The organism is Achromobacter sp. Root83, assembly GCF_001428845.1.
Lineage (GTDB): Bacteria > Pseudomonadota > Gammaproteobacteria > Burkholderiales > Burkholderiaceae_B > Achromobacter.
In genome coordinates this window covers 380,552-404,246 of record NZ_LMIU01000025.1, presented here as the reverse complement: position 1 = coordinate 404,246, position 23,695 = coordinate 380,552, and the positions used below count along the sequence as shown (strand labels likewise).

General features: G+C 65.5%; 19 protein-coding genes and 1 tRNA gene. 12 read left to right on the top strand and 8 right to left on the bottom strand.

The annotated features are described in order from the left end of the window. Positions 1-47: 47 nt before the first annotated feature. The 4 genes from ASE30_RS25030 (at position 48) to ASE30_RS25015 (ending at position 5,008) form a co-directional block, all read left to right on the top strand. A complete protein-coding gene (locus ASE30_RS25030; RefSeq protein WP_369819370.1) occupies positions 48-1,964 on the top strand; it encodes a PrkA family serine protein kinase in 1,917 nt (638 codons plus the stop codon). 12 nt (positions 1,965-1,976) lie between these two features. Then, a complete protein-coding gene (locus ASE30_RS25025) occupies positions 1,977-3,236 on the top strand; it encodes a YeaH/YhbH family protein (RefSeq protein WP_057286961.1) in 1,260 nt (419 codons plus the stop codon). Next, entirely contained in the window at positions 3,233-4,786 is a 1,554-nt protein-coding gene (locus ASE30_RS25020) for a SpoVR family protein (RefSeq protein WP_057286960.1), read from the top strand. The genes ASE30_RS25025 and ASE30_RS25020 overlap by 4 nt, the downstream gene beginning before the upstream one ends. 131 nt (positions 4,787-4,917) lie before the next feature. Beyond that, positions 4,918-5,008, top strand: a tRNA-Ser gene (locus tag ASE30_RS25015). A 148-nt stretch (positions 5,009-5,156) separates the two neighbouring features. Here the strand turns inward: ASE30_RS25015 and ASE30_RS25010 are convergent. Then, positions 5,157-6,374: a benzoate/H(+) symporter BenE family transporter gene (locus tag ASE30_RS25010; RefSeq protein ID WP_057286959.1), complete on the bottom strand. Its 1,218-nt coding sequence runs from the start codon at positions 6,372-6,374 to the stop codon at positions 5,157-5,159. Between the two features lie 17 nt (positions 6,375-6,391). After that, positions 6,392-7,639, bottom strand: a complete 1,248-nt coding sequence (gene glyA / locus ASE30_RS25005) for a serine hydroxymethyltransferase (RefSeq protein WP_057286958.1) — start codon at positions 7,637-7,639, stop codon at positions 6,392-6,394. Positions 7,640-7,830: 191 nt separating this feature from the next. Here glyA and ASE30_RS25000 point away from each other — a divergent pair, with 191 nt between their 5' ends. From ASE30_RS25000 to ASE30_RS24975, 6 genes are all read left to right on the top strand, one after another. Beyond that, a complete protein-coding gene (locus ASE30_RS25000) occupies positions 7,831-9,276 on the top strand; it encodes a PLP-dependent aminotransferase family protein (protein WP_057286957.1) in 1,446 nt (481 codons plus the stop codon). Between the two features lie 59 nt (positions 9,277-9,335). Then, complete coding sequence (locus tag ASE30_RS24995) at positions 9,336-10,274, top strand: LysR substrate-binding domain-containing protein (RefSeq protein WP_057286956.1); 939 nt, start codon at positions 9,336-9,338, stop codon at positions 10,272-10,274. 199 nt (positions 10,275-10,473) lie between these two features. After that, the gene (locus ASE30_RS24990) at positions 10,474-11,412 is read left to right on the top strand and encodes a hydroxymethylglutaryl-CoA lyase (RefSeq protein WP_057286955.1); all 939 of its coding nucleotides are present in this window, start codon (positions 10,474-10,476) and stop codon (positions 11,410-11,412) included. 8 nt (positions 11,413-11,420) lie between these two features. Next, on the top strand, positions 11,421-12,599 hold the full coding sequence (locus ASE30_RS24985) for a CaiB/BaiF CoA-transferase family protein (protein WP_057286954.1): 1,179 nt from the start codon (positions 11,421-11,423) through the stop codon (positions 12,597-12,599). A 71-nt stretch (positions 12,600-12,670) separates the two neighbouring features. Next, positions 12,671-13,636 (top strand): tripartite tricarboxylate transporter substrate binding protein, encoded by a 966-nt coding sequence (locus ASE30_RS24980; RefSeq protein ID WP_057286953.1) that lies wholly within the window; start codon positions 12,671-12,673, stop codon positions 13,634-13,636. 101 nt (positions 13,637-13,737) lie between these two features. Beyond that, positions 13,738-14,643, top strand: a complete 906-nt coding sequence (locus ASE30_RS24975; protein WP_057286952.1) for a LysR substrate-binding domain-containing protein — start codon at positions 13,738-13,740, stop codon at positions 14,641-14,643. A gap of 103 nt (positions 14,644-14,746) precedes the next feature. On the opposite strand, the gene ASE30_RS24970 is transcribed toward ASE30_RS24975, so the two are convergent. Then, positions 14,747-16,627: a PhoX family phosphatase gene (locus ASE30_RS24970; RefSeq protein WP_057286951.1), complete on the bottom strand. Its 1,881-nt coding sequence runs from the start codon at positions 16,625-16,627 to the stop codon at positions 14,747-14,749. Positions 16,628-16,856: 229 nt separating this feature from the next. On the opposite strand from ASE30_RS24970, the gene ASE30_RS24965 reads away from it, so the two are divergent. Further along, positions 16,857-18,332: a glutamate-cysteine ligase family protein gene (locus tag ASE30_RS24965; protein ID WP_057286950.1), complete on the top strand. Its 1,476-nt coding sequence runs from the start codon at positions 16,857-16,859 to the stop codon at positions 18,330-18,332. Positions 18,333-18,378: 46 nt separating this feature from the next. Here ASE30_RS24965 and ASE30_RS24960 read toward each other — a convergent pair whose 3' ends face one another. Continuing rightward, the gene (locus ASE30_RS24960) at positions 18,379-20,154 is read right to left on the bottom strand and encodes a patatin-like phospholipase family protein (RefSeq protein WP_057286949.1); all 1,776 of its coding nucleotides are present in this window, start codon (positions 20,152-20,154) and stop codon (positions 18,379-18,381) included. Further along, positions 20,151-21,080, bottom strand: coding sequence for a hypothetical protein (locus tag ASE30_RS24955; protein ID WP_057286948.1), 930 nt, complete (start codon positions 21,078-21,080; stop codon positions 20,151-20,153). The genes ASE30_RS24960 and ASE30_RS24955 overlap by 4 nt, the downstream gene beginning before the upstream one ends. 162 nt (positions 21,081-21,242) lie before the next feature. Between ASE30_RS24955 and ASE30_RS24950 the strand changes: the two genes are divergently transcribed. Then, on the top strand, positions 21,243-21,683 hold the full coding sequence (locus ASE30_RS24950; protein ID WP_235515345.1) for a type III secretion system chaperone: 441 nt from the start codon (positions 21,243-21,245) through the stop codon (positions 21,681-21,683). A gap of 23 nt (positions 21,684-21,706) precedes the next feature. Here the strand turns inward: ASE30_RS24950 and ASE30_RS24945 are convergent, their stop codons facing one another. Genes ASE30_RS24945 through sctD form a run of 3 tightly spaced genes read right to left on the bottom strand, consistent with a single transcriptional unit; the run spans position 21,707 to position 23,689 of the window. Next, positions 21,707-21,973, bottom strand: a complete 267-nt coding sequence (locus ASE30_RS24945; protein WP_057286947.1) for an EscF/YscF/HrpA family type III secretion system needle major subunit — start codon at positions 21,971-21,973, stop codon at positions 21,707-21,709. Positions 21,974-21,984: 11 nt separating this feature from the next. After that, on the bottom strand, positions 21,985-22,263 hold the full coding sequence (locus ASE30_RS24940; protein WP_057286946.1) for a hypothetical protein: 279 nt from the start codon (positions 22,261-22,263) through the stop codon (positions 21,985-21,987). Between the two features lie 49 nt (positions 22,264-22,312). Beyond that, positions 22,313-23,689: a type III secretion system inner membrane ring subunit SctD gene (sctD, locus tag ASE30_RS24935; protein WP_057286945.1), complete on the bottom strand. Its 1,377-nt coding sequence runs from the start codon at positions 23,687-23,689 to the stop codon at positions 22,313-22,315. Positions 23,690-23,695 lie beyond the last annotated feature (6 nt).

The following is a 23,695-nucleotide window of genomic DNA, read 5'->3' as shown; positions in this document are numbered from 1 at the left end:
GGACGTATTGGATTTTTCGCGTGTTGTAGGAGGTTTCCGTGCAAAACATCGTCGAAGGCTTCAAGTCGCAGTATGCAAGAGAGCAGGAATCAGAGCTCTCCCTAGAGGAGTATCTGAGCCTCGCCAAACGCGATCCCATGGCATACGCCAGCCCGGCTGAACGCATGCTTGCCGCGATCGGCGAACCTGAAATCGTGGATACGCGCAACGACCCACGTCTTTCCCGTTTGTTTTCCAACCGGACCATCCGGCGCTACCCGGCGTTTCAGGAGTTCTACGGCATGGAGGACGTGATCGGACAGATCGTCGCGTTCTTCAAGCACGCCGCGCAGGGCCTGGAAGAACGCAAGCAAATCCTCTATCTGCTGGGACCGGTGGGCGGCGGCAAGTCGTCCATCGCGGAACGGCTCAAGTCCCTGATGGAAAGCTATCCCATCTATGCCTTGAAGGGATCGCCGGTAAACGAATCTCCGCTGGGCCTGTTCCATCCGGAACGGTTCGGCGACATGCTCGAAAAGGAATACGGCATTCCACGGCGCTATCTGAGCGGCATCATGTCGCCCTGGGCCGTGAAGCGCCTGAAGGAGTTCGACGGCGATATCTCGCAATTCCGCGTCGTGCGCCTGAACCCGTCCGTGCTGCGCCAGATCGCCATCGCCAAGACCGAACCGGGCGACGAAAACAACCAGGACATCTCTTCGCTGGTCGGCAAGGTCGACATCCGCAAGCTCGACCGCCACTCGCAGGACGACCCGGACGCCTACAGCTATTCCGGCGGCTTGTGCCTGGCCAATCAGGGGCTGCTTGAGTTCGTGGAAATGTTCAAGGCCCCGATCAAGATGCTGCACCCGCTGCTGACGGCAACCCAGGAAGGCAACTTCAAGGGCACCGAAGGCTTCTCCGCGATTCCGTTCAATGGCGCGATCCTGGCCCACTCGAACGAATCCGAATGGCAGACCTTCCGCAACAACAAGCACAACGAGGCGTTCCTCGACCGTATCTATATCGTCAAGGTGCCTTATTGCCTGCAGGTATCCGAAGAGGTCCGCATCTACGAAAAGCTGCTGCACCACAGCTCGCTGTCCACGGCGCCGTGCGCGCCGGGAACGCTGGACATGATGGCGCAATTTTCTGTGCTGACCCGCCTGAAGGAACCCGAAAACTCCAGCATCTATTCCAAGCTGCGGGTCTATGACGGCGAAAGCCTCAAGGACGTGGACCCGAAGGCCAAGGCCCTGCAGGAGTACAAGGATTACGCTGGCACCGACGAAGGCATGAACGGCGTGTCCACGCGGTTCGCCTACAAGATCCTGTCCAGCGTCTTCAACTACGACCAGACCGAAGTGGCCGCCAATCCGGTGCACCTGATGTACGTGCTGGAACAGCGGATCGGCCGCGAGGACTACCCCGAGGAAATCCGCCGGCGCTATCTGGAGTTCATCAAGGGCTTCCTGGCGCCGCGTTACGCGGAGTTCATCGGCAAGGAAATCCAGACCGCTTACCTGGAGTCCTATTCCGAGTACGGCCAGAACATCTTTGACCGCTATGTGACGTTTGCCGATTGCTGGATCCAGGACGAGGAATTCCGCGATCCCGAAACCGGCGAAAGCTTCGATCGCAGCGCACTGAACGACGAGCTGGAAAAGATCGAGAAACCCGCGGGCATCGCGAACCCCAAGGACTTCCGCAACGAGATCGTGAACTTCGTCCTGCGGGCGCGCGCCAACAACAACGGCCGCAACCCCACCTGGACCAGCTACGAAAAGCTGCGCGAAGTGATCGAGAAAAAGATGTTCTCGAACACGGAAGATCTGCTGCCGGTGATTTCGTTCAATGCCAAGGCCTCGGCCGAGGACAAGTCGAAACACCAGAGCTTCGTGGATCGCATGGTGGACAAGGGCTACACGGAAAAGCAGGTCAGGCTGCTGTGCGAGTGGTATCTCCGTGTGAGGAAGTCTTCCTGAACGAGGTGAATCATGAATTCACTCATCGATCGCCGTCTTAACGGCCGCAACAAAAGCGCCGTCAACCGGGAACGCTTTCTTCGGCGTTACAAGGACCAGATCCGCAAGGCGGTCCACGGGATGATCCGAGACCGCTCGATCCAGGACATGGATCAGGGCGGAGAGATCAACCTGCCCGCCCGCGATATTTCCGAGCCGACGTTCCGGCACGGCGCGGGCGGAGACCGTGAGCTGGTCCATCCTGGCAATCGCGAATTCGCCAAGGGCGACACGTTCGACCGGCCGCAGGGCGGGCAGGGCGAGGGCGGTTCCGAGCCCGGCGAAGGTGAATCGGTCGACCAATTCACCTTCAGCCTGTCGCGCGCCGAGTTCCTGAACCTGTTCTTCGAGGACCTGGAACTGCCGCACCTGGCGCGCAATCAGCTAGGCGAGGTCAGCCAGAAGAAATGGCAGCGCGCGGGATACACGACCACGGGTTCGCCCAGCATGCTGAGCATCAGCCGCACGCTCAAGTCGTCCCTGGCGCGGCGAGTCGCGCTCAGCGTCAAGGCGCGCGCCGATCTCGAGGACGCAGAGGAAGCGCTGGCGAAGGCGAAATCGGCGAATGCCCCCGCCGCCGACATCCGCGCACTGGAGCAGACGGTCGAAGAATGCCGCGAGCGCCTGGCCCGCGTGCCCTTCCTGGACGATCTGGACTTGCGCTATCGCAACCGCGTGTCGGTGGCCATTCCCATGGCGCGCGCGGTCATGTTCTGCCTGATGGACGTATCGGGCTCGATGGACGAAGGCAAGAAAGACCTGGCCAAGCGCTTCTTCACGCTGCTCTATCTGTTCCTGTCGCGCAAGTACGAGCACGTGGACCTGGTCTTCATCCGCCATACCGACAATGCCGAAGAAGTGGATGAGCAGACGTTCTTCTACGACCCCAAAAGCGGCGGCACCATCGTGCTGTCCGCGCTGGAACTGATGCGCGAGATTCTTGAAAAGCGCTATCCGCCGTCGGCCTGGAACGTCTACGCGGCGCAAGCTAGCGACGGCGATTCGTTCGGCGCCGACGCCGGCAAGAGCGCGCGGTTCCTGGCGGAACACCTGCTGCCCTCGACGCGCTATTTTGCCTATATTGAAATTCCCGACTCCCAGGAAGCGCGCAAGAGCAGCCTGTGGGCGGAATATGAACAGAAGCTGGAGCCGCATTTCGTCATGCGCCGCATCTGCGACCGTGGCGAGATCTTCCCCGTGTTCCATGACCTGTTCAAGAAGGAGACCGCATGACTGCCATCGTGGGTGCTCTCTTGGAGCCGGAATCGGCCGGCGGAGCCCGGCCGATCTCCCAGGGTTCCGAATGGACGTTCGAACTCATCCAGGCCTATGACGATGCGATCTCGCAGGTCGCGCGTGAATACGGGCTGGACACGTACCCGAACCAGATCGAGGTGATCACCTCGGAACAGATGCTGGACGCCTATGCGTCGGCCGGCTTGCCCATCGGTTATCCGCATTGGTCATACGGCAAGGAATTCATCCGCAACGAACAGTTCTACCGGCGCGGCATGCAGGGATTGGCGTACGAGATCGTCATCAACTCCAGCCCCTGCATCTCCTATCTCATGGAAGAAAACTCCATGACGATGCAGGCGCTGGTGATCGCGCATGCGTGCTACGGGCACAATTCGTTCTTCAAGGGCAACTACCTGTTCCGCCAGTGGACCGACGCCGACGGCGTGCTGGACTACCTGGTGTTCGCGCGCAAGTATGTGATGTCCTGCGAAGACCGCTACGGCATCGATGCCGTGGAGGCGCTGCTGGATTCCTGCCATGCGCTGTCCCACCACGGGGTGGATCGCTACAAGCGGCCGACCCCGGTGTCCTACAAGGAAGAGGCCGCGCGCCAGGCCGAGCGCCAGGAGCACGCCCGGCTGCAATACAACGACTTGTGGCGGACGCTGCCGCGGCTGGAAGCGGACAAGGATACGCGCGCCGCCGCCGCGGTATTTCCGCCGGAGCCCGAAGAGAACCTGCTGTACTTCATCGAGAAGTACTCGCCCAAGCTGGCGCCCTGGCAGAAGGAACTGGTGCGCATCGTCCGCAAGGTCGCCCAGTACTTCTATCCGCAGACGCAGACTAAGGTCATGAACGAAGGCTGGGCCACGTTCTGGCACTACACCATCCTGAACCGCCTGCATGAGAAAGGGCTGGTGAACGATGGCTTCATGATGGAATTTTTGCAAAGCCATACCAACGTCGTCAGCCAGCGCGGCTTCGACGAGCGCGGCTACGGCGGCATCAACCCGTACGCGCTGGGCTTTGCGATGATGTCGGACATCCGCCGCATCTGCGAGGCACCCACCCCCGAGGACCGCCGCTGGTTCCCCGATATCGCGGGCGGCGACTGGCTGAAGACGCTGGACTTCGCCATGCGCAACTTCAAGGACGAATCCTATATCTCGCAGTACCTGTCGCCGCGCCTGATCCGCGAGTTCCGGTTCTTCGCGATCTCCGATCACCAGGCCAACCCGAAGCTGGAAGTGGCCGCCATCCACGACGACGAAGGCTACCGCGATATCCGGCGCCTGCTGGCCGCGCAGCACAACCGCGACAACCAGGTCCCGGACATCCAGGTGGTCCGCTTCAACCGCGACACCGACCGATCGCTGGTGCTGCGGCACCTGAAAAGCCGCGGCCGGCCCCTGGCGGGCGAGGACGCCGAGCAGGTGATGAAGCATCTGGCGCGCCTGTGGGGTTTCCGCGTCCGGCTGGAAGAGACCGAGCCGGACGGCACGATCAGCTCCTATCGGGAGCAGGACCCGCCGGCGTCCGTGTAAAGCGCCGGTTGGGGAAGGGACGCGTGTAGTGCGTCCCTTTTTCTGTGCCCGCTTGCTGTCCAGTCCCGCATTCTGCTAGAATCGCGGATTCGCATTTTTCGTAGCAGCAATTTAGCCGCGAAATGCAGTTAGGACAGGTGGCCGAGCGGTTGAAGGCGCACGCCTGGAAAGCGTGTATACGTCAAAAGCGTATCGGGGGTTCGAATCCCCCTCTGTCCGCCAGAAATTCAAAAGCCCTTGATTTCGTGAGAAATCAGGGGCTTTTTGTTTTGGTCAGTGGGAGCCGGTCTTGACACCCTGCCCCTGACCACAGTTCGACGCCCACCACCGCCGACCACCACGAAGTCAAAAGTGGTTTTCATGCCGCCTCTCAGGTTTTGTTTGGCTTCGGTTGAGCAAGCAACGGTTGTTGCCAGGGCTTGTGCAGAATCAGGTAGGCCAAACCTCCGATGACAAGGCCCCAGAACGCGGCGCCCAGGCCCATGAAGCTCATGCCGGAGGCGGTCACGAGGAAGGTCAGCACGCTCGCGTCACGGTGCTTCTCATCGACGACGGCGCCCACCAGGCCGGTGGTGATGGCGCCCACCAAGGCCAGGCCCGCCAAGGTGGCGATCAGTTCCTTGGGCAGCGACGAGAACAGCATCGCCAGCGCACCTCCAAAGGTGCCGATCAGCACGTAGATCAGGCCGCAGGCAATGCCGGCGACGTAGCGTTTGCCGGCGTCTTCGTGCGCTTCCTTTCCGGTGCATATCGCGGCGGTAATGGCCGCCAGGTTCACGCCATGCGAGCCGAATGGCGCCAGCAGCAGCGAGGCCAGACCAGTCGTGCCCACGATGCCGCCGGCTGAGACCGGGTAGCCCGAGGCGCGCAGTACCGCCATGCCCGGGACGTACTGCCCCGTCAGCGTGACCAGCGCGAGCGGAAGGCCCAGGCTGAGCACCGCATGCAAGGACCACTCCGGCATGACGAACACTGGCTGCACCAGCGCCAGGCTCACGTGCGAAAGCTCGGTGCGGCCGGCGAGCACGGCAAAGAGAATGCCCACCAGCATCACTGCGGCAATCGCATAACGTGGCCAGATGCGCTTGAAGACCAGGAAGGTGAGCACCATCAAGATCACGAGCTCGGGGCTGGCACTCAGCGAGCTGAAGACGTTGGTTCCGAATTGGAACAGGATGCCCGCCAGCATGGCCGCGGCAATACCCTTGGGAATGGCGCCAATCAGCTTGTCGAAGGCGCCCGAAAGGCCGATGGCGGTGACGGCGAGCGAACTGACGATGTAGGCGCCAATGGCTTGCGGCAGGGGCAGGCCGGGCAGCATCACCACCAACAGCGCCGCGCCCGGCGTCGACCAGGCGGTGATGACGGGCGTCTTCAGCCGCCAGCTCAGCAGCAGGCCGGTCAGCCCGCTGCCGATGGAAATCGCCCAGATCCACGAAGAGGTCATCTCGGTGGACAGATTGGCCAGCTCGGCCGCCTGGAACACGATCACCAGCGGACCGGCATACGAGATCAGCACGGCCAGGAAGCCAGCCACCAGGGCCGACAGTGAAAGGTCCGATCGGACTTGCTTGAATGTCACGCTCATGAGCACGCTCCTTGATGTCAGCGGTAAGCCGGGAAGCGCGCGCACAGCGCCGCCACCTGTTCGCGCACCCGCGAGAGCACCGCCGTGTCCTGCGGCGCCTGCACCACGTCGGCAATCAGCTCACCGACCAGGCGCGACTCTTCCAGGCCGAAGCCGCGCGTGGTGATTGCAGGGCTGCCGACACGGATGCCACTGGTGACGACAGGCTTTTGCGGGTCGTTCGGAATCGCGTTTTTGTTGCAGGTGATGCAGACGTCGCCCAGCACTCGCTCGGCATCCTTGCCAGTGATGCCTTGCGCTCGCAGGTCGATCAGCATCATGTGGGTCTCGGTGCGTCCGGAGACCAGGCGCAGCCCTCGCTGCTTCAGTGCTTGGCCCATTGCCGCGGCATTGGCCAGCACCTGCTGCTGGTAGACCTTGAACTCGGGTTTGAGCGCTTCCTTGAACGCCACCGCCTTGCCGGCGATCGCGTGCATCAGCGGGCCGCCCTGCGTACCGGGGAAGATGGCCGAGTTGATCGCCTTCTCGTGCTGCTCTTTCATCAGGATCACGCCGCCGCGCGGGCCCCGCAGGCCTTTGTGCGTGGTGGTGGTCACGAAGTCGGCGTGCGGCACGGGGTTCGGGTAAACGCCGCCCGCGATGAGGCCGGCGTAGTGGGCCATGTCGACCATGAAGTAGGCGCCCACCTCTTTCGCGACCTGGGCAAAGCGCTCGAAGTCGATGCGAAGCGCATAGGCCGACGCGCCGGCGATGATCAGCTTCGGCCGTTGTGCATGGGCCAGGCGCGCCATCTGGTCGTAGTCGATTTCCTCATGTTCATTCAGGCCGTAGCTGCTGACCTCGAACCACTTGCCGCTGATGTTCAGCGGCATGCCGTGCGTCAGATGGCCCCCTTCGGCCAGGCTCATGCCGAGGATGCGATCGCCCGGCTTGAGCGCCGCGAAGAACACGGCCTGATTGGCCTGCGAGCCGGCATGCGGCTGCACATTGGCCGCCTCGGCGCCGAACAACTCCTTGAGGCGGCTGATGGCCAGGCGCTCTGCCTCGTCCACGATCTCGCAGCCGCCGTAATAGCGCTTGCCGGGATAGCCTTCGGCGTACTTGTTGGTCAACTGCGAGCCGACGGCGGCCATCACTGCCGGGGAGGTGTAGTTTTCTGACGCGATCAACTCGATGTGGGCTTCCTGTCGCAAGTTTTCGCGGCGGATTACATCGGCGATTTCGGGGTCGACGTTATCCAGGCTATGGGTGTGACGCTCAAACACGGCGGATCCTTTGGGCTTGATGGTACATCGATTGCATCGATTTATATGGAATTAAGCGGTTTAATATGAGTGCCTTTTCGACTCTAATTTCACCGATTCAATGTGTCAAGCGGATATTTTTGGCAAGTCTTTGCGCGGGCAGAGCCCAGCGATGAGCTAGAATTCTGGATCCCCCTGATTGAGTCGATTCAATGGAACAAGTTGTCTGGGCTCCGAGCTTGCAGTCTCTGGATGGACCGCTATACGAGAAGATCGCTTCGGCGCTGGAGCGCGACATCAACGCTGGCCTGCTCGGTGCTGGCGACCGCCTGCCTACGCTGAAGGAGCTGGCTGCGGCATTGGGCGTTACGCCCGGCACGGTGAACCGTGCCTATGAACTGGCGCAGCGGCGCGGGCTGATCGATGGTGAAGTGGGCCGCGGTACTTTCGTGCGCAAGGGCGACAAGCCGAATGCCCTGCACCCGGCCCGGCCGGCGCCGGTGCCGGCGGCGGTTTCGCAGCCTGCGTCCATGCCGGCCGCGGCCGAGACCGGCCGCGGCAACGACTGGGTGGACCTATCCATCGTCAAGCCCAACCTGCAGTTGCAGGAACCCTATGTGCGCGCGGCGCTGCTCGACCTGGCGAACTCGCCCGTGCTGGCCGACATGCTGGACTACACGCCCGACGGCGGCCACCCGCTGCACCGCGAGGCGGGCGCTGCCTGGATGCGGCAGGCGGGTCTGCAGGCGCGTGCCGAACAAGTGTTGCTGACCGCCGGCGCGCAGCACGGCTTGCTGGTCGCCGTGAACGCGCTGACTCGCCCCGGTGACCTGGTGCTGTGCGAGTCGCTGTGTTACCCGGGCGTGGCGTCGGTCGTGCATAGCCTGGGACGGCGCCTGAAAGGCGTGCGGCTGGACGACGAGGGCATGACGCCCGAACACTTGCGCGAGCTTTGCAAGGCCGAACGGCCGGCGCTGGTGATCTGTATCGCCACCTGCCAGAATCCGACCAGCAGCGTGATGTCGGCCGTTCGTCGCGGGCAGATCGCCGAGATCGCCCGCGAATTCGACTTCGCTTTGGTGGACGATGACCTCTATGGCTTCCTGGCGCCCAGCCCGGTGCCGCCGCTGGCAAGCTTTGCACCGGAACGCACGCTGTATCTGACCAGCCTGTCGAAGTCGGTGCTGTCCACCGTGCGCCTGGGCTATCTGCATTGCCCGCCGGAATGGCTGGCGCGGCTGGCCGTCAGCGTGCGCTCCAGCATCTGGATGGTCTCGCCACTGGCCGCCCAACTAGGCACCAGCCTGATCAACAACGGCAGGGCCCACGAAATGGCCCAGGCCCAACGCGCCGAAGCCGAGGCCCGCCAGCAGTTGGCGCGCGAACTGCTCGGCGCATTCGAGTACCGCTCGCAACCCACCGCCTTCCACGTCTGGCTGAAGCTGCCCGCCAATTGGACCAGCGGCGACCAGTTCGCGGCGCTGGCGCGCGGCCACCAGCTATTGGTGGCCGGCGGCGAGGCTTTCTCGATGAACCGCGACGGCGAAGGGCGCCAATATGTGCGCATTTCGATAATGGCCGGCTCCCGCGAGCAGATGCGCTTCGTGCTGACCAAGCTCGGCGGCCTGATGAGCACCCCCGACACCGCCTGGTTCTGAGGCGCCGCAAAGACGCCGAAGCGCTGCCTGGCGCCCCGGCGTTGCGGTACGCTTTCACCATGACCACGCCCGATACGTTGACCCGTTCGCCTGTGCCTCGCCTGGACCTCTATACGCTTCAGGTTTTTGTGGCCGTGCTGGAGGAAGGCAGTATTGCCGCCGCGGCGGCGCGCGAACACATCGCGCCGTCCGCACTCAGCAAACGGTTGTCCGAGCTTGAGCGCACCTTGGATGTGATTCTGTTCAACCGCCACGCGCGCGGGGTGGAACCCACCAGCGCGGGGCTGGCGTTGGCGCGGCACGCGCGGGCGCTGTTGCACCAGGCGGGCGGCCTGGCCGATGAAATCCGCGATTTTTCGTCGGGTGTGCGCGGGCATGTGCGCATCGCCGCCAATCTGTCGTCCATCACGCAATTCCTGCCCGGCGAGCTGCGCCGCTTCCTTGACCAGCATCCCGATGTGCGGCTCGACCTGGAAGAAAATGTCAGTTCGGCGGTGACTCGGGCGGTTCAAGAGAACGTGTCCGACATCGGCATTTACACGCAGACGGACGACGATAGCGGACTGCTTGTGTTCCCGTACCAGCGCGACGTGATGGCGCTGGTGGTCAATCGCGGCCACCCGCTAGCGGCACGGCGCAGCATTGCGTTTGCCGACACGCTGGAATACGACCATGTGGGCATGCACCGGGGCAGCGCGGCCAACTCCCTGTTCACCCGGGAAGCGGCGGCCATCAACCGGACGGTGCGGCTGCGGTTCCAGGTGACCTCGTACGACACGCTGGTGTCGATGGTGCGCGGCGATCTGGGCATCGGCATCGTGCCGGCCAAGGCCTTGTCCCTGTTCGCCTGCGACGACCTCCGGATAATCCCGCTTACCGACTCGTGGGCGCAGCGCCAGCTCAAATTGTGCGTGCGCAGCAATCAGCCGTTGTCCGGGGCCGCGCGCCTGCTGTTGGATCATCTGCGTCACGACGTCCAGGGCGCGGGGATAGCCTGAACGCCGGGGGCGTTCGATTTGCCGCCGAGGGATGCTGCGCCACGGAATTTCGGCGGGGCGGCTTGCGCCGGGTGAGCGAGCCGTCGCGTTTCGCGATGCCCCATCGAAGATTCACGATTTGTGCCTGCTGGCCCTATCTTGCAAGATTGGCTCACGAACCCATAGGCCCGGGTCATGCCCCGGGCGCCAGGAGAAAGACGTGAGCCTTCCCGGTCGAGTTGATATTGTCGAGGTGGGGTTGCGCGACGGCCTGCAGAGCGAGCCGGAATTCGTGCCCACCGAAACCAAAGCCGCGATCTTGAATGAACTGATCGCGGCTGGCGTGCGCCACATCGAGGCCACCTCCTTCGTGTCGCCCCGCGCCGTGCCGCAGATGAGCGATGCCGTCGCGCTGCTGGAGCAGGTCAATAAGCCCGAGGGCGTGGTGCTGAGCGCCTTGGCGCCAAATCAACGGGGCGTGGAGCGCGCCCTGTCGTCACGCGCGGATGAGGTGGTGGTGTTTCTGTCGGCCACCGAAAGCCATAACCAGAAGAATCTCAACCGGCCGGTGGAGCAATCGCTGCGCGATATCGAGGAAGTGGCCGCGCTGTTGCAAGGCCATGCGATCGGGCGCAAGGGCGCCATTGCCGTGGCCTTCGGCTGTCCGTTCGAGGGCGATGTGGAGATCGCCAGGCTGAAGGCCATCGTGGCGCATTTCGCGCGCCTGGATTTTGATTCGGTGACCCTGGGCGATACCACCGGCATGGCGACCCCCAGACTGGTCCGCCGGACGGTCGATGCGCTACGCGCGGAGTTTCCGGAGATGAAGTTTTCCCTGCATTTCCACAATACGCGCGGCCTGGGGCTGGTCAACGTGGTGGAAGGGCTGCACGCGGGCATCACCTGCTTTGAATCATCGCTGGGCGGCCTGGGCGGCTGCCCGTTCGCGCCGGGCGCCACCGGCAACGTCTGCACCGAGGACCTGGTCAACCTGCTGCACGAAATGGGCATCGAGACCGGCATCGACCTGCCTGCCTTGATACAGGTGGCCCGCCGCTTCGAAGACGTGATGAAACGCAGCCTGCCCGGCCAGGTGATGAAGGCCGGGCCCCGCCTGGCGCTGCACGACTACGCCGGCGCCGTGGCCGCGGTAGGCTGAGGAAACCCATGCCCTTATCTGGATTTCGCATTCTGGACCTGACACGCATCATCTCGGGTCCCTTCTGCACCTCGCTGCTGGCGGACATGGGCGCGGAGGTCATCAAGATAGAGTCGCCCGGAGAGGGGGACCCGGTACGTGCGCAAGGGGTCATCCGCGAGGGCATAAGCTGGTACTTCGCCAACTACAACCGCAACAAGAAGTCGGTCACGCTGGACCTGTACAGCGACGAGGGCAAGGCCGTCCTTCGGCAACTGATCGCGCAATGCGACGTGGTGGTGGAAAACTACCGGCCCGGCGTCATGGAAAAAATGGGTCTGGGCGACGAGCAGCTCAACGCGCTGCGGCCGGACATCATTCATTGCAGCATCAACGGCTTCGGCACCACCGGGCCCTATCGGGACAGGCCGGCCTTTGACTTCATCGCGCAGGCGATGAGCGGCTTCATGAGCCTGAACGGCGGCGAGCTTGATCCGCCCATGCGTGCCGGGCCTCCCATCAGCGACCTGATCGCAGGGATGAACGGCGCCTTGGGCATCGTGGCGGCCCTGTTGCGCCGCGAGCGCACCGGCCTGGGCGACAGCGTAAGCGTCAGCCTGCTGGGCAGCATGATCGGGCTGCTGAGTTTTCAGGCGTCGAATTACTTTGCCGACGGCAAGCTGCCGGCGCGCACGGGCAATGATCACGGCATCGCGTCGCCCTACGGCTTGTTCGAGACGGCGGATGGCCAGGTGGCCATCGCGCCCAGCAATGATGTCATCTATCACAAGCTGCTCGATGCGCTGGAGCTTCCGGGCTTGCGCGCCGATCCTCGCTACCAGACCAACGCCGACCGCATGCGGAACCGCGCGTCCATTGCCGCGGACATCCAGGCGCGCACCCGGCAGCACACGAGCGCGCATTGGATCGAACGGCTGAATCAATTTGGCGTGCCCTGCGGGCAGGTCCTGAACTTGCAGGAGGTGTTCGAGGACCCGCAGGTGCGGGATCAGCAGATGGCGATAGACGTGCCCCATGGCGAGCACGGCGCCGTCCGCATGCTGGGCTTTCCCATCAAGTTTTCGCAAGCGCCAAGCCAGCCGGTGACGGCGGCCCCGGCGCTGGGCGCGGATACCGAGCGGGTATTGCTGCAGTTCGGATTTGCCGAACAGGATATCCACGGCTTGCATGAACGCGGCGTCATTTGAAGACGCCGCGGTAAGACCATACGGGCTGCGTAAGGGCAGCCTATGTACCTATAACGACGGAGACACATGACATGCTACGCACCCTGCTGCTATCAGCCTGTGTACTTGGCCTTGCCGCCAGCGCCCAGGCCCAGGACTCATATCCGAACCAGCCCATACGCATCATTGTTCCCTTCACTCCCGGGGGCGGCACGGACTTTCTGTCGCGCACGGTAAGCGCCAAGCTGGGCGAGACGACGAAATGGAATGTGGTGGCCGAGAACCGGCCCGGCGCGGGGGGAACGATAGGCATCGGGGCGGCGGCGCGCGCCAAACCGGATGGCTACGAAATCGTGATGGGTCAGGTCGACAACCTGGCCGTCGCACCTTCGATCTACAGCAAGCTCTCGTACGACCCGGTCAAGGATTTCGAGCCGATCGGCATCGTGGGCGAAGCGCCCCTGGTCATCGTGGCGGGCAAGAACAGCCCCTACCAAAGCCTGGGAGCGCTGATCGATGCGGCGCGCAAGGCGCCGGGCACGGTCAACTATGGCTCGCCGGGAGCCGGCACCATCACGCATCTGGCCGCCGAACTGCTGCAGCAGCGCGCGGACATCAAGCTGGTCCATGTGCCCTATAAGGGTTCGGGTCCCGCCATGGCCGATCTGCTGGGCGGACAGGTGCCGGTGATCTTCACGTCGATCCCTTCGGCGGCGCCGCAGATCAAGGCGGGCAGCGCCGTGGCGCTGGCCGTCACATCGCCCAAGCGCAGCCCGATCCTGCCCGACGTGCCTACCGTGGCTGAACTGGGTTATTCGGGCTTTGACGTGCGCGTCTGGTATGGCCTTCTGGCCCCGGCCAAAACGCCCAAACCCATTATCCAGACGCTGAACACCGAACTGAACAAGGTGCTTGCCCTGCCCGCCATGCAGGAGGCATTGGCCGCACAGGGCGCGCAGGCCATGCCCACGACGCCGGATCAGTTCGCGTCGACCATCAAGCAGGATTACCTGAAATGGAAGCCGGTGATCGAAGGGGCAAAGGTCAAGCTGGATTGATCGCGAGGCGTACGGGCCGGGACCGGCATGGAGGCTGCCCCGCGCATGCCGCAGCCGGTCCGCATGAGAGCGTGTGCAACGTAGCCATACCCTGTGACGTCATGAGCCGACCTCTGAATTTCCGTCAGATCGAAGCCTTCCACGCGGTCATGCTGGCGGGCACCACGACCGGCGCCGCGCGGATGCTGCGCACCACTCAGCCCTCGATCAGCCGCTTGCTGGCTCAGGCGCAGCAGGCCAGCGGCCTGAGGCTGTTCGACATGGAGCGCGGCCGCTTGCGGCCCACGCGGGAAGCGACGGAGCTGTTCAACACCGTTCAGCGCCATTTCGTCGGGCTGGAGCGCATCGAGGACCGCGTGGCGGCCATGCGGCGCAGCGGCAGCGGGGTGCTGCGGCTGGCGTGCACGCCAGCGCTGGGCCTGGGCATGCTGCCCGGCGCCGTTGAGGAATTCACCGAATGCTATCCGGATGTGCATATCAATATGCAGACCGTGGGCAGCCAGTATCTTCGGGACGGTCTGTTGCACGGCGCCTATGACGTGGTGGTGACCACCGTGCCGCTGGATGGCTCGCACCTGGCTTTGCACAGCCTGCACGAAAGTGCGGCGGTCTGCGTGATGCGGCCAGACCATGCCCTGGCAGCGCTGCCGTCCGTCGGTATCGGGGATTTGAACGCGCGCCGGCTGCTGGTGCTGAACGCGGACGACGACGTCTACCTGCAGTTGCGAGGCGCGATGCAGCAGCATCAGGTGCAGCCCGCGTCGGAAATCGAGACCACCTATTCGTCGACGATCTGCGCGCTGGCGGCCGCGGGCAGCGGCCTGGGGCTCGTCAATCCCTACATCGCCGCGGTGTTCGCCGGCCAGTTGGCGATACGGCCGTTCCTGCCGTGCCTGCCGGTTCGGGTCTGCATGGCCTATCCCGCCCAGACCGCGCCATCGATCGTGACCGAGGCGTTCGTGGATATCCTGGCGCGCAGGTTCCGCGAGCTGCCAGGCTTGTCGTGATGCAGGAGGGATCGGGACGAGGCGGTTGGAAGCCATCCGCCCGTCCGTTGGGAAGGGGCGCCGCCCGGCCTGATCTGCCGCGCGGCGCCATTCCAGCGAACGCTTACGCGCCTACGGGCTTGCCGTCGGTGCGACGGACCACCACGGTCGCGGAGCGGGCGTCGCCGCCGCCCGAACGCAGCGTGTTCCAGGTCGCGTTGGGATGCTGGATGTTGATGAAGAACGTCGTCAGATCCGGCGTGTAGGCGATGCCGGTGATTTCGCAACCCACGGGTCCCACCAGGAAGCGCTTGGACTCGCCGGTCTTCTGGTCGATGTAGTACATCGAGTTATTGCCGAAGAAGTCGGTGGTCGAAGAACCGGTGCCAGCGTCGGTCTGGACCCAGAGACGGCCCTTGGGATCGACGCGGATGCCGTCGGGGCTGGAGAACGTATCGCCCTTGACGTTGCCGGTCAGGTTGGCGGCTACGCCGTCAGCGGCGTCGCGGCCCGCCAGCAGCAGCAGGTCCCATTCGAAAGTCGTGGCCAGCGGGGAATCACCGCGCTCGTGCCAGCGGACGATCTGACCATGCGAGTTGTCCACGCGCGGGTTGGGCGCGCTGGTGCGCTTGCGGCTGCCGTTGTTGGTCAGCGTGCAGTACACGGTCTTGTCGACGCCCACCGTGATCCACTCGGGGCGGTCCATCAGCGTGGCGCCGGCGACGCGCGCGGCGGCCTGGGTCTTGATCAGCACGTCGGCCTGGGTGTTGAAGTCCACGAGCACGCCGGTGATGACGGTGCCGACGGCCAGTTGCGTGAAGTTGCCCGGGTCGGTGGCGCCCGTCGTGAGGCCATTCTTGCCTACGGACAGTTCCACCCAGTTGCCGCTGCCGTCGTCGTTGAAACGGGCGGCGTACAGCGTGCCCTCGTCCAGCAGGCCCATGTTGTTGGCGCGGTTGACCGGGTCATAGGCCTTGCTCGGCACGAACTTGTAGATGCAGCCGGGCGTGGTGTCGTCGCCCATGTAGAACGCCACGCGATTGTTGGCGTCCAGCATGTAGGCCGTGTTTTCATGGCTGAAACGGCCCATCGCGGTGCGCTTGACGGCGGTCGAATCCGGATTCTGCGGGTCGATCTCGACGACCCAGCCATAGCCTTCGTCGGCCGGCTTGCCGACATCGCCCACCAGGTAGTGGTAGTTGTTGAGCGTTTCTTCGCAGGTCAGGTACGTGCCCCAGGGCGTATCGCCGCTTGCGCAGTTGTTCAGGGTGCCGACGACGGTTGCGCCGACCACCGCCTTCGCCGGACCGCTGACGTCATACACGGTGTTGCCGGTATAGCGCTTGTTGTAGCGGGAATCGGCCTTGACCGCCCACGCGCCGTCGCTGCCGCGCGCAACCTCGACCACCGAGACGCCGACGTTCGACAGACGGGTCCGCAGGCCTTCGACGCTTTGGTCCAGCGTCGCATTGTCGAGGGCTTCGTGGTTCAGGACCAGCAGGCCGCCCTGGTTGGGGTCCACGCCTTGCAGCGCGTAGAAATGCATGCCGTCGTGCTGGCCGCCCGACTGGTTTTCGGTGGCGGGAAACGACTGCGGAATACCCGCGTAGCCGGCCGAGCCGATCACGCACTTGTCGCCGGCCGAATACAGCACCTCGGCCACATAACCGGAAGGCACGGTCACCGTGTCCGCGACGATCTTGTCGCCCAAAGGCGTGAACGTGACTGAGTAGTCGGGGCCAGCCGGCTCCGTGGGAGGGGTGCCGCCGGGGGCGGGCGTCTCGCCCGGCGCCGGGGTGTCCCCATCGTCGTCGTCGCCGCCACAGGCGGTCAGCAGCGTCGAGGCGCCGAATACGGACAGCATCGACAGGCCGAAGCTGTTCTTCAGCAGCGTGCGGCGCTCGGGATTCGCTGCGACGATATCTTCGAGCATCTGGCCCGGAACCGTGACTTCTCCCTGGGCATCGCGGTAGGGAGCGCGCAACTTATCAGTCAAGTAGGACATTTCAACCTCATAGAATTGAGAACGGATCGCTCAGTTGTTTGTCAGCCTTTCGGCGGCGAGGTTATATGGCCTCCATTACACAAGAGTGACTGTCGCGCGAGTCCGGCGGGGAACGGCAGACCCATTCTCGTTACTAAGATGGCACTTCCCCTATTTTCCACAGGTTTGCCATGCCCGCCATCCACCCTGGAATCCGTAGCGCCAGCCGTCTCTCTTGGCGTGAGAAGCCATGACCGCCCCTGGCCAGACTCTGGGCCTGGAAATGGAGATGGCCGTGGCGCGCAGCGACACCGGCGCGAGCCATCCGGTGGCGGGCTATTTCGAACGGTTGGCGCGGATCAAGGCCGCGCGCGGCGAGGCGCCGGCCCTGTCGCGGATTGCGGGGCAGGATGTCGGCGTGTCGGTGGCCGCGGGCGAGAGCGGGCTGGACAATGGCTTCAACCTGCTGGAGACCGCCTTCTCGCCGGTATCCGCCTCGGAAGGCGGGCTGGCGGAACTGGGCCGGCGCGTGCGGCGCGAGCTTGAAGACGCGCTGCAGGCCTTGGACGCCGAGGGCGCAACGGTCCTGAACGTGTCGGAACATCCGGCATGCACGCTGGACCCGGCCTGGTATGCCAAGGTCCAGGTGCCGCGCCCCATCTACCGCGAACTGGTGGGGCATCGTGAATGGCTGCATCGCGTGGGCATCGACGCCAAGGCGCAGAACAGCCCCTGCACGTCGGTCGACGTGCGGCAAGCGGCGCGCGCGTTGAATGTGGTGTTGGCGCTGGCGCCGGCCAGCGTGGCGATATTTGCGAACAGCCCGCTCGAGAACGGCCGCGAGACGGGCCTGAAGGAGAACCGGCTGACGGTGTGGGACCGGATGTTCCGCTATTCGCGCTACGCGGGCGACCACTTTCTGCAGCGCTTGCCGGAACGTCCTTTCGCCGACCTGGGGGATTACTTCCGCTGGATGTTCGGGCCCGGCACGGCGACCCGCTGCCTGCCCCTGGCGGTCGAGGACGGCTACAAGTCGGCGGCGGGCGTGTACCTGCAAGGCAGTCCGCCGCTCTCGCGTTTCATGGCGTCCGACGGGTGGCCGGGACTGCGCACCGATACGGGCGCATCGTTGACAGTCGTGCCGCAAGGCGGACATTTCGAGTATTCGCAGTTCGCGCATTTCCTGGACGCGCGCTGGCGTTACCGGCTGGATTCGCATCCCCCGCTTGATGCGTTGCGCGAGGCCTGGACGCGCCCCGGCGGCATCGAGGACCTGTATGCCGGGCTGGGCGTGACGGGCTATATCGAAGGGCGCGCGCCCGGCGCGGGCTTTGCCGACGCGCAACTGCTGCAGGATGCCGGCAGGGCGGTGGCGGCCACCACGGTGATGGCGCCGTCCGCCTTGCAGCTGGGCCTGATGCGCAATCTGGAGCAGGCCGAGGACCTGGTACGGGACTGGGGATGGCTGCGCCTGCGCGCCCTGCGGGCCGATGCGATGCGCCACGCGCTGGACGACGATGCCGTCTGCGCGCTGGCCCGCGACGTGCTGGCGGTGGCGGAAGGCGGCCTGGACGCCGGCGAACGGCATTGGCTGGATTACGCCCGCTATGCGGCCGGCAGCCGCAGCACGGGCGCGGACAGGCTATTGCGGCTATGGCGCGAGCAAGCCGGCCAGTCCGGCCGGCTTCAGGCGGTGTGCCGCGCCAGGGCGGCGGTGCCGCTCTGACCCGGGCGCGCGCGGCGGAACCGGACCGGGTCCGGCTCCGGGTCCGCTAGACCGGCATCATCGTCAACGGGGGCGGGGCGCCATTGCCCAGGCCGTTGATCACGGCCAGCAGCCTGGCCTGCTGCTCATCCGGACTGGGCAGCGATTGCAGCGCGAGCTTCTCGTCGGGCGACAGCATCGCCGCCACCTCTTCCAGCGAATCGCATCGCATCGAATAGGCCTGCTGCGTGCGGGCATCGATCTGCTCCAGCGCCTTCCAGGCCGACAGCATGTGGGCCTGATGCTGCGTTTCGTCGCTGATGCTGGACGTGAGCGTCTTGATGTCGCCGTGGAAGACCGGCAGGGCGTTCGGCCCGGCGTTCCACACTTTCTTCTGGTCCTTCAGATTGGCGCCCGCCTGATCCGGATGGCTGGTAATCAGGTTCACGAAAAAGGCCTTCACCTTGTCCAGCACGCCTTGCGGCTTGGCCTCGGGCTTGCCGCCGTGCATGATCTGGTAGCCCTTGCCGTTTTCGTCGAACGTCAGCAGCAGGGTGCGGGCCCGCATCTCGCCTTTGGCGTCCGCATCCAGACGCACGCGCGCGCCGGTGGCGTCGTGGGGCTTGAGGAACACCTCGGACGGCATGTTGCTGCCGATGCCGCCATCCGCAAAGACCTTGTTTTCGCCATTCATGTCGATCGACACGGCCTTGAACGCGATCGGGAAGGCCATCGACATGCGCGCGGCATAGGCCACCGGCATGTCGGGCGCGGTCTGCGCGTCGAAGTAAACCTCTTGCTGGTCGGTCTTGTTCCAGCCGGTCAGGGTGAGGTTCTTGAATTTGTCCGGCGCCAGCTCATGCATGGATTTCAGATCGCCGAAGGTGATCATCTTGCCTTGCCGGTTTTCGTCGAAGTTCTGCGGCTGGCGCAGCTCGTCCAGCCGCACCTGCGCCACCGGGTCGAGCCGCGCCAGCCTGGCCTGGAAGGCGCCGTCGTTCCAGTTGCTGTTCAGGTAGTTGGCGACGCTTGTGGCGCTGCTCTGGTCCACCACCTTCAGCGAGGCGACCGCGGGCGCGAGGCCTCCTTCCATCTGCAGGTCGGGGTACAGGCGGGGCAGGTCCCCGCCGCCCTTGAGCGCGTCCAGCACGCCGGGGCGGAAGAGGGCGTCCGCGGGGCCGCTTTCGAATTCCGACGCCGACAGGCCGCAAGCCAGGCAGGTGGCCGTCAGCGCGCCGGCGGACGAACCGGCCAGGTTCTTCAGCCCGGCCATCATGCCGGCCTTCTCCATCTGGTCCAGCGCGGCGCTGTAGCCGACGCCCTTGGCCCCGCCGCCGCGCAGCACCAGGTTCTCCAGTTGCGGCGCGGGCCGGATGACGACGTACTTGCCCTGGTGCGAGATGATCTGCGGGCTGGTGTCCGCCGGGCGCAGGTTGGCCGTCAGTTCGTGGCGCGCGGCGTCCACCTTCAGGCGGTCCAGCGCCATCGCGGCTTGCGAGCCGGCCTTCTTCATGGCGGCGGCGAAGTCCTTGCCGCCGACCGAACCGTCATTCTTGAGCGGCAAGGCGTCGAAGGTGCGCTGCATGATGGAGTCGAACTTCGCGTGCGCCTCGCTGGCGAAGCCCGCGATGCCATTGGGGCCCATCATGCCGGTCAGCGCGCTCGTTTCCTGCTGGAAATATTGTTCGAAGGACTGCTTGGCGGCCTGCACATGGGTGGCGCTGCTGTCGGGCGTGACGAACAGGCCCTTGAGCTGGCCGAGCAGCGAGGTGGGCGCCTGGGTGGGTGCCTGCCAGGCGGGTGCGCTGGCGCTGTTCTGGATCTGGCTGGAAATGTTCGTCATGCCAGTGCTCCCGGAGCGACCGGGGCGGCGCCGCCGCCGACGCCGCCAAAGGAGATCTCGGCGTTGTCCAGCGACAGGCTCCTGACGAGTGCGCGTGTATCCAGCGCCTGCGTCACCTGGTACTGCAGCCAGCGCGGCCAGATGTCGTCGTCCAGCCGGTCCAGCGCGATGCGGGCGGTGGTGGCCACGAAATCGCGGCTGTCCAGGCCGACCGCGAAGGCGTTTCCGCGCAGCGCGTTCTGATTGATGAGCAGGGCGCTTTTGATGATGGCGCGGCGCAGGCTGCCCTGCACGGCCACGGCATCATGCAGGTAGAAGTCGGCCACGGCGAGGCGATTGGATGGGTGCAGCGTGATGCGTCCGGGCAGGTCGTCGAACAGCAGATCGAACTGGCGGGAGCCGGCGGGCAGCGCGTCCAGGCCGCAGCTCTGGGCCAGCCGCGACAGGTCGCGTTCGGCGCGTTGCGCATCGCCCAGCAGGGCGCGCGCATCGGCCGGCGCGACGGGCAGGCGCTCGGCGGCTTCACCGGGCGCGCGCTCCATCTGGTCCAGTTCGCGCAGCAGCGCGTCCGCCGCGTCGTGCAGCGGCTGCGCGTCGCAGGCGGCGTACAGCGGCAGGCTCAGGCTGGCGCCCAGCTCGGGCGAGATGCCGCCGACCAGCCCGGCACCCAGTCGCGTGTCGAAGCCCCGGCGCAGCAGGGCCTCGCCCAGCACATCGTCCGTGTCGGGCGCGTCGTGGAAGGCGCGGCGCCAGGCGGTCAGGACGGCGCAGCCCTCATTCGGGTTGAACGTCATGCCAAGGTGGCGTTGATCGTCCAGCGGAACAGCCCATTGCGCCGGCGGCGGGGTGTCGCCGGCGGGGTGGAAGGCCGCGTGCGTGTATTCGGCGGCGGCCTGCGCGATGTCGGAAATCGAGTTGTGTGCCATGGGGGCCTCACGGAGTGGAATCTAGCCCGTGAGTAACCGGACGCCGCTCATGAGTTCCCCCGATTGGCCGATGCCATGAACGCGGTTAAGATGGGCGCCGTTTCCACCGCTCTCCTGCCTACCTGCCGCTGGTGTTTCGCGGCGCCTCGCATAGCCCGTACCGTGTCAGATCCCCTATTCGCCCGGATACTCTCCGAACTCGGCCAGGCCTTGGGCATACCCGCTCTCGCGCCTGCCGAAGGCGGCCTGTGCCAGCTTGCATTCGACGGCCGGCATCTGGTGCAGCTCATGGAACATGGCGCGCGCGCGCAAATACTGCTGTCCTGCGCGGTCGGCGGCAAGATGGACAATGCGCAGGCCTTGCTGGCAGCGCAAAGCAACTTCATGCAGGCCGGCGGCGGCGTGGTCGCCTGCGCGGCGCCCGACGGGCGCATGCACCTGCAACTGGGCGTGCCGCGCGCCGATTGCCGCGCCGACAGCCTCATGGCCGCGATCGACGCCCTGCTGGGCCAGGTCGAGGCCTGGGAGACGCGCAGCGCGCGCGCCGAACCCGACGTGGACGCGCTGCGGCGCAACCCCGCCTTCATGATGCAGTCGGTATAGGGGCGGCGGCGCCGCCCGCATCCCTAGCTGGACTTCTGGATCACGCCCTTCAGCGAATCCGCGATCTGCTTGGTGATCGTGCTCTGGATGTCGATCATCATCGTCCATTGCTGGATCTGTTGCTGCATTTGCAGCATCTGGGCCTGGGACACGCTGCCGTCGGCATTGGTGCCCATGTTGGCCAGCGTCGATTGCAGGTTGGTTTCCTGCGTGCGAATGCTGTCGTAGATCGTGCTGTTGACGGAGTTGAAGTTCAGGCCGGACGAGCCGGAAAGACCGTTGATTGCCATGCTGCGTCTCCTTAGCGGGACAGGGAAGTGAAGGCGGACGGCGGCACCGCGGCGCCGGCATCCGAAACAGGTTGAGAGGACCGCTGCGCCAGGACGGCGCGGGCCGCCTGGGCGGCCTCCGCCACGGCCAGGCAGTCCTGAAAGGCGGCGGGCGACAGACCAGCGGCCATGCGGGCGCGGGCGGCGTGTTCCAGTTGCGTCAGGCGCTCGGCCAGCGACGCGCTCAGTTCGGCGCCGCCGGGGGCGGCCAGTCGGTGTTCGAGTTCGGTCAGGGCGGCGGGCGTGTTCATGGGCGGCGGGTGTCGGTTGTGGTGTGGGCGGCGATAGGGACCGGGACGCTCAGCGCGTCACGATCGCATTGCGCGGCCCCTCGAAGATGATGCGTGTGTTTTCCACCGTGACCAGGCGGTACTTGCGGTAGACGCCGCCCACCAGCAGCTTGCTGCCATCTTCCAGCACGATGAAGGGCTGGGGGCCGCCGACGACGCTGCGGATCATGAAGGGCACGCTGTCGGCAGGCGCGGCGGCGCTGGCGGCGGCGATCCGGGCAACGCCCAGATGATGCTTGTTGAAGTCGTCCACCAGGTCCTGCAGGCGTTGAAGCTGATCGTCATCCAGCGCACCCGGAGCGATGTCCAGGTAGTCGGCCTTCCAGGCGAGCGTGACGCCGGACAGTCCGGCGTCCACCATCTGGCTGGAGAACGTATCGCTCAACTGCTGCGTCAGCACGATGTCATTGCCCAGCACGGTCATGCCGGGAAGCTGCGCGCGCAGCGCGTCCATGGCGGAGGCGCGTTCGCGCGCGCTGCTGGCGATGCCGGCGATGTTGAGCCGGCCGTCGCCCTGGTACTGGGGCTCGTACTTGACGTTGAAGGCCCGCAGCGCGGCGCGGGCGGTGCGCACCGCCTCGTCCTCGTTGCTGATGCGCATGGCCGGCATCGGCCAGATCTGCGACAGGGACGCCGCGACGGCGTCCTGTTCGCCCGCGTTGCGCACCCAGCCCGATACGGTGACCGTGCCGTCGCGCGACAGTGATACGTGCAGGCGCGAGGCCAGCCCCATGCGCTCGAACACGGCGGATATCTGCCCCATGGATTTTTCGGCCGCGGCCAGGCGCGGGTCCGGCGTGGGGGCCCGCTTGGCCGTGGAGGGCGGGATCAGCGCCAGCGCGATGGCCACGATGATGGTGAGCAATACCGCGCCCAGGCCCAGCGCCATCGGCCAGGAGTCGCGCTTGCGGCGCCTGCCGTGAGCGGGCGGCATAGGCAGGCGGCGTTCGAGCAGGCTGTCCTCGTCGGAAGCGCCCGTGGGGGCCGGCCCGGGCGCGGTGTCCGGCGAGGCCGGCGCGGCTGCGGCCGCGACGAAGGGGGCATCCGCGGTCGTGGTGGCGGTAGTTGCGGCATCCGGCGCGCCGCTGGCGGCGTCGGGAACCTGGGGCCAGGGATCGCCGCGGCGCGCCACCGTGATCCACACCGGGCCCAACGGCGCCGGCCGGTTGAACGGCGTGCCGGGCAAGGCGTCCGGCTGGCCGCCGTCGATCGCCAGATCCCAGCCGCCCGCGCCGATGCGCACGCGCGCGGCGCGCGCACCCATGCCGTCGTCGGCCAGCACGATGTCGCAGGCGGGATCGGCGCCCAGCACCGAGCCGTCTTCCACCAGGCAGCGCGCATCGCGATGCAGGCCGCTCAGGACGCGCAGTTCCAGCGCTTCGCTCATGCGGGG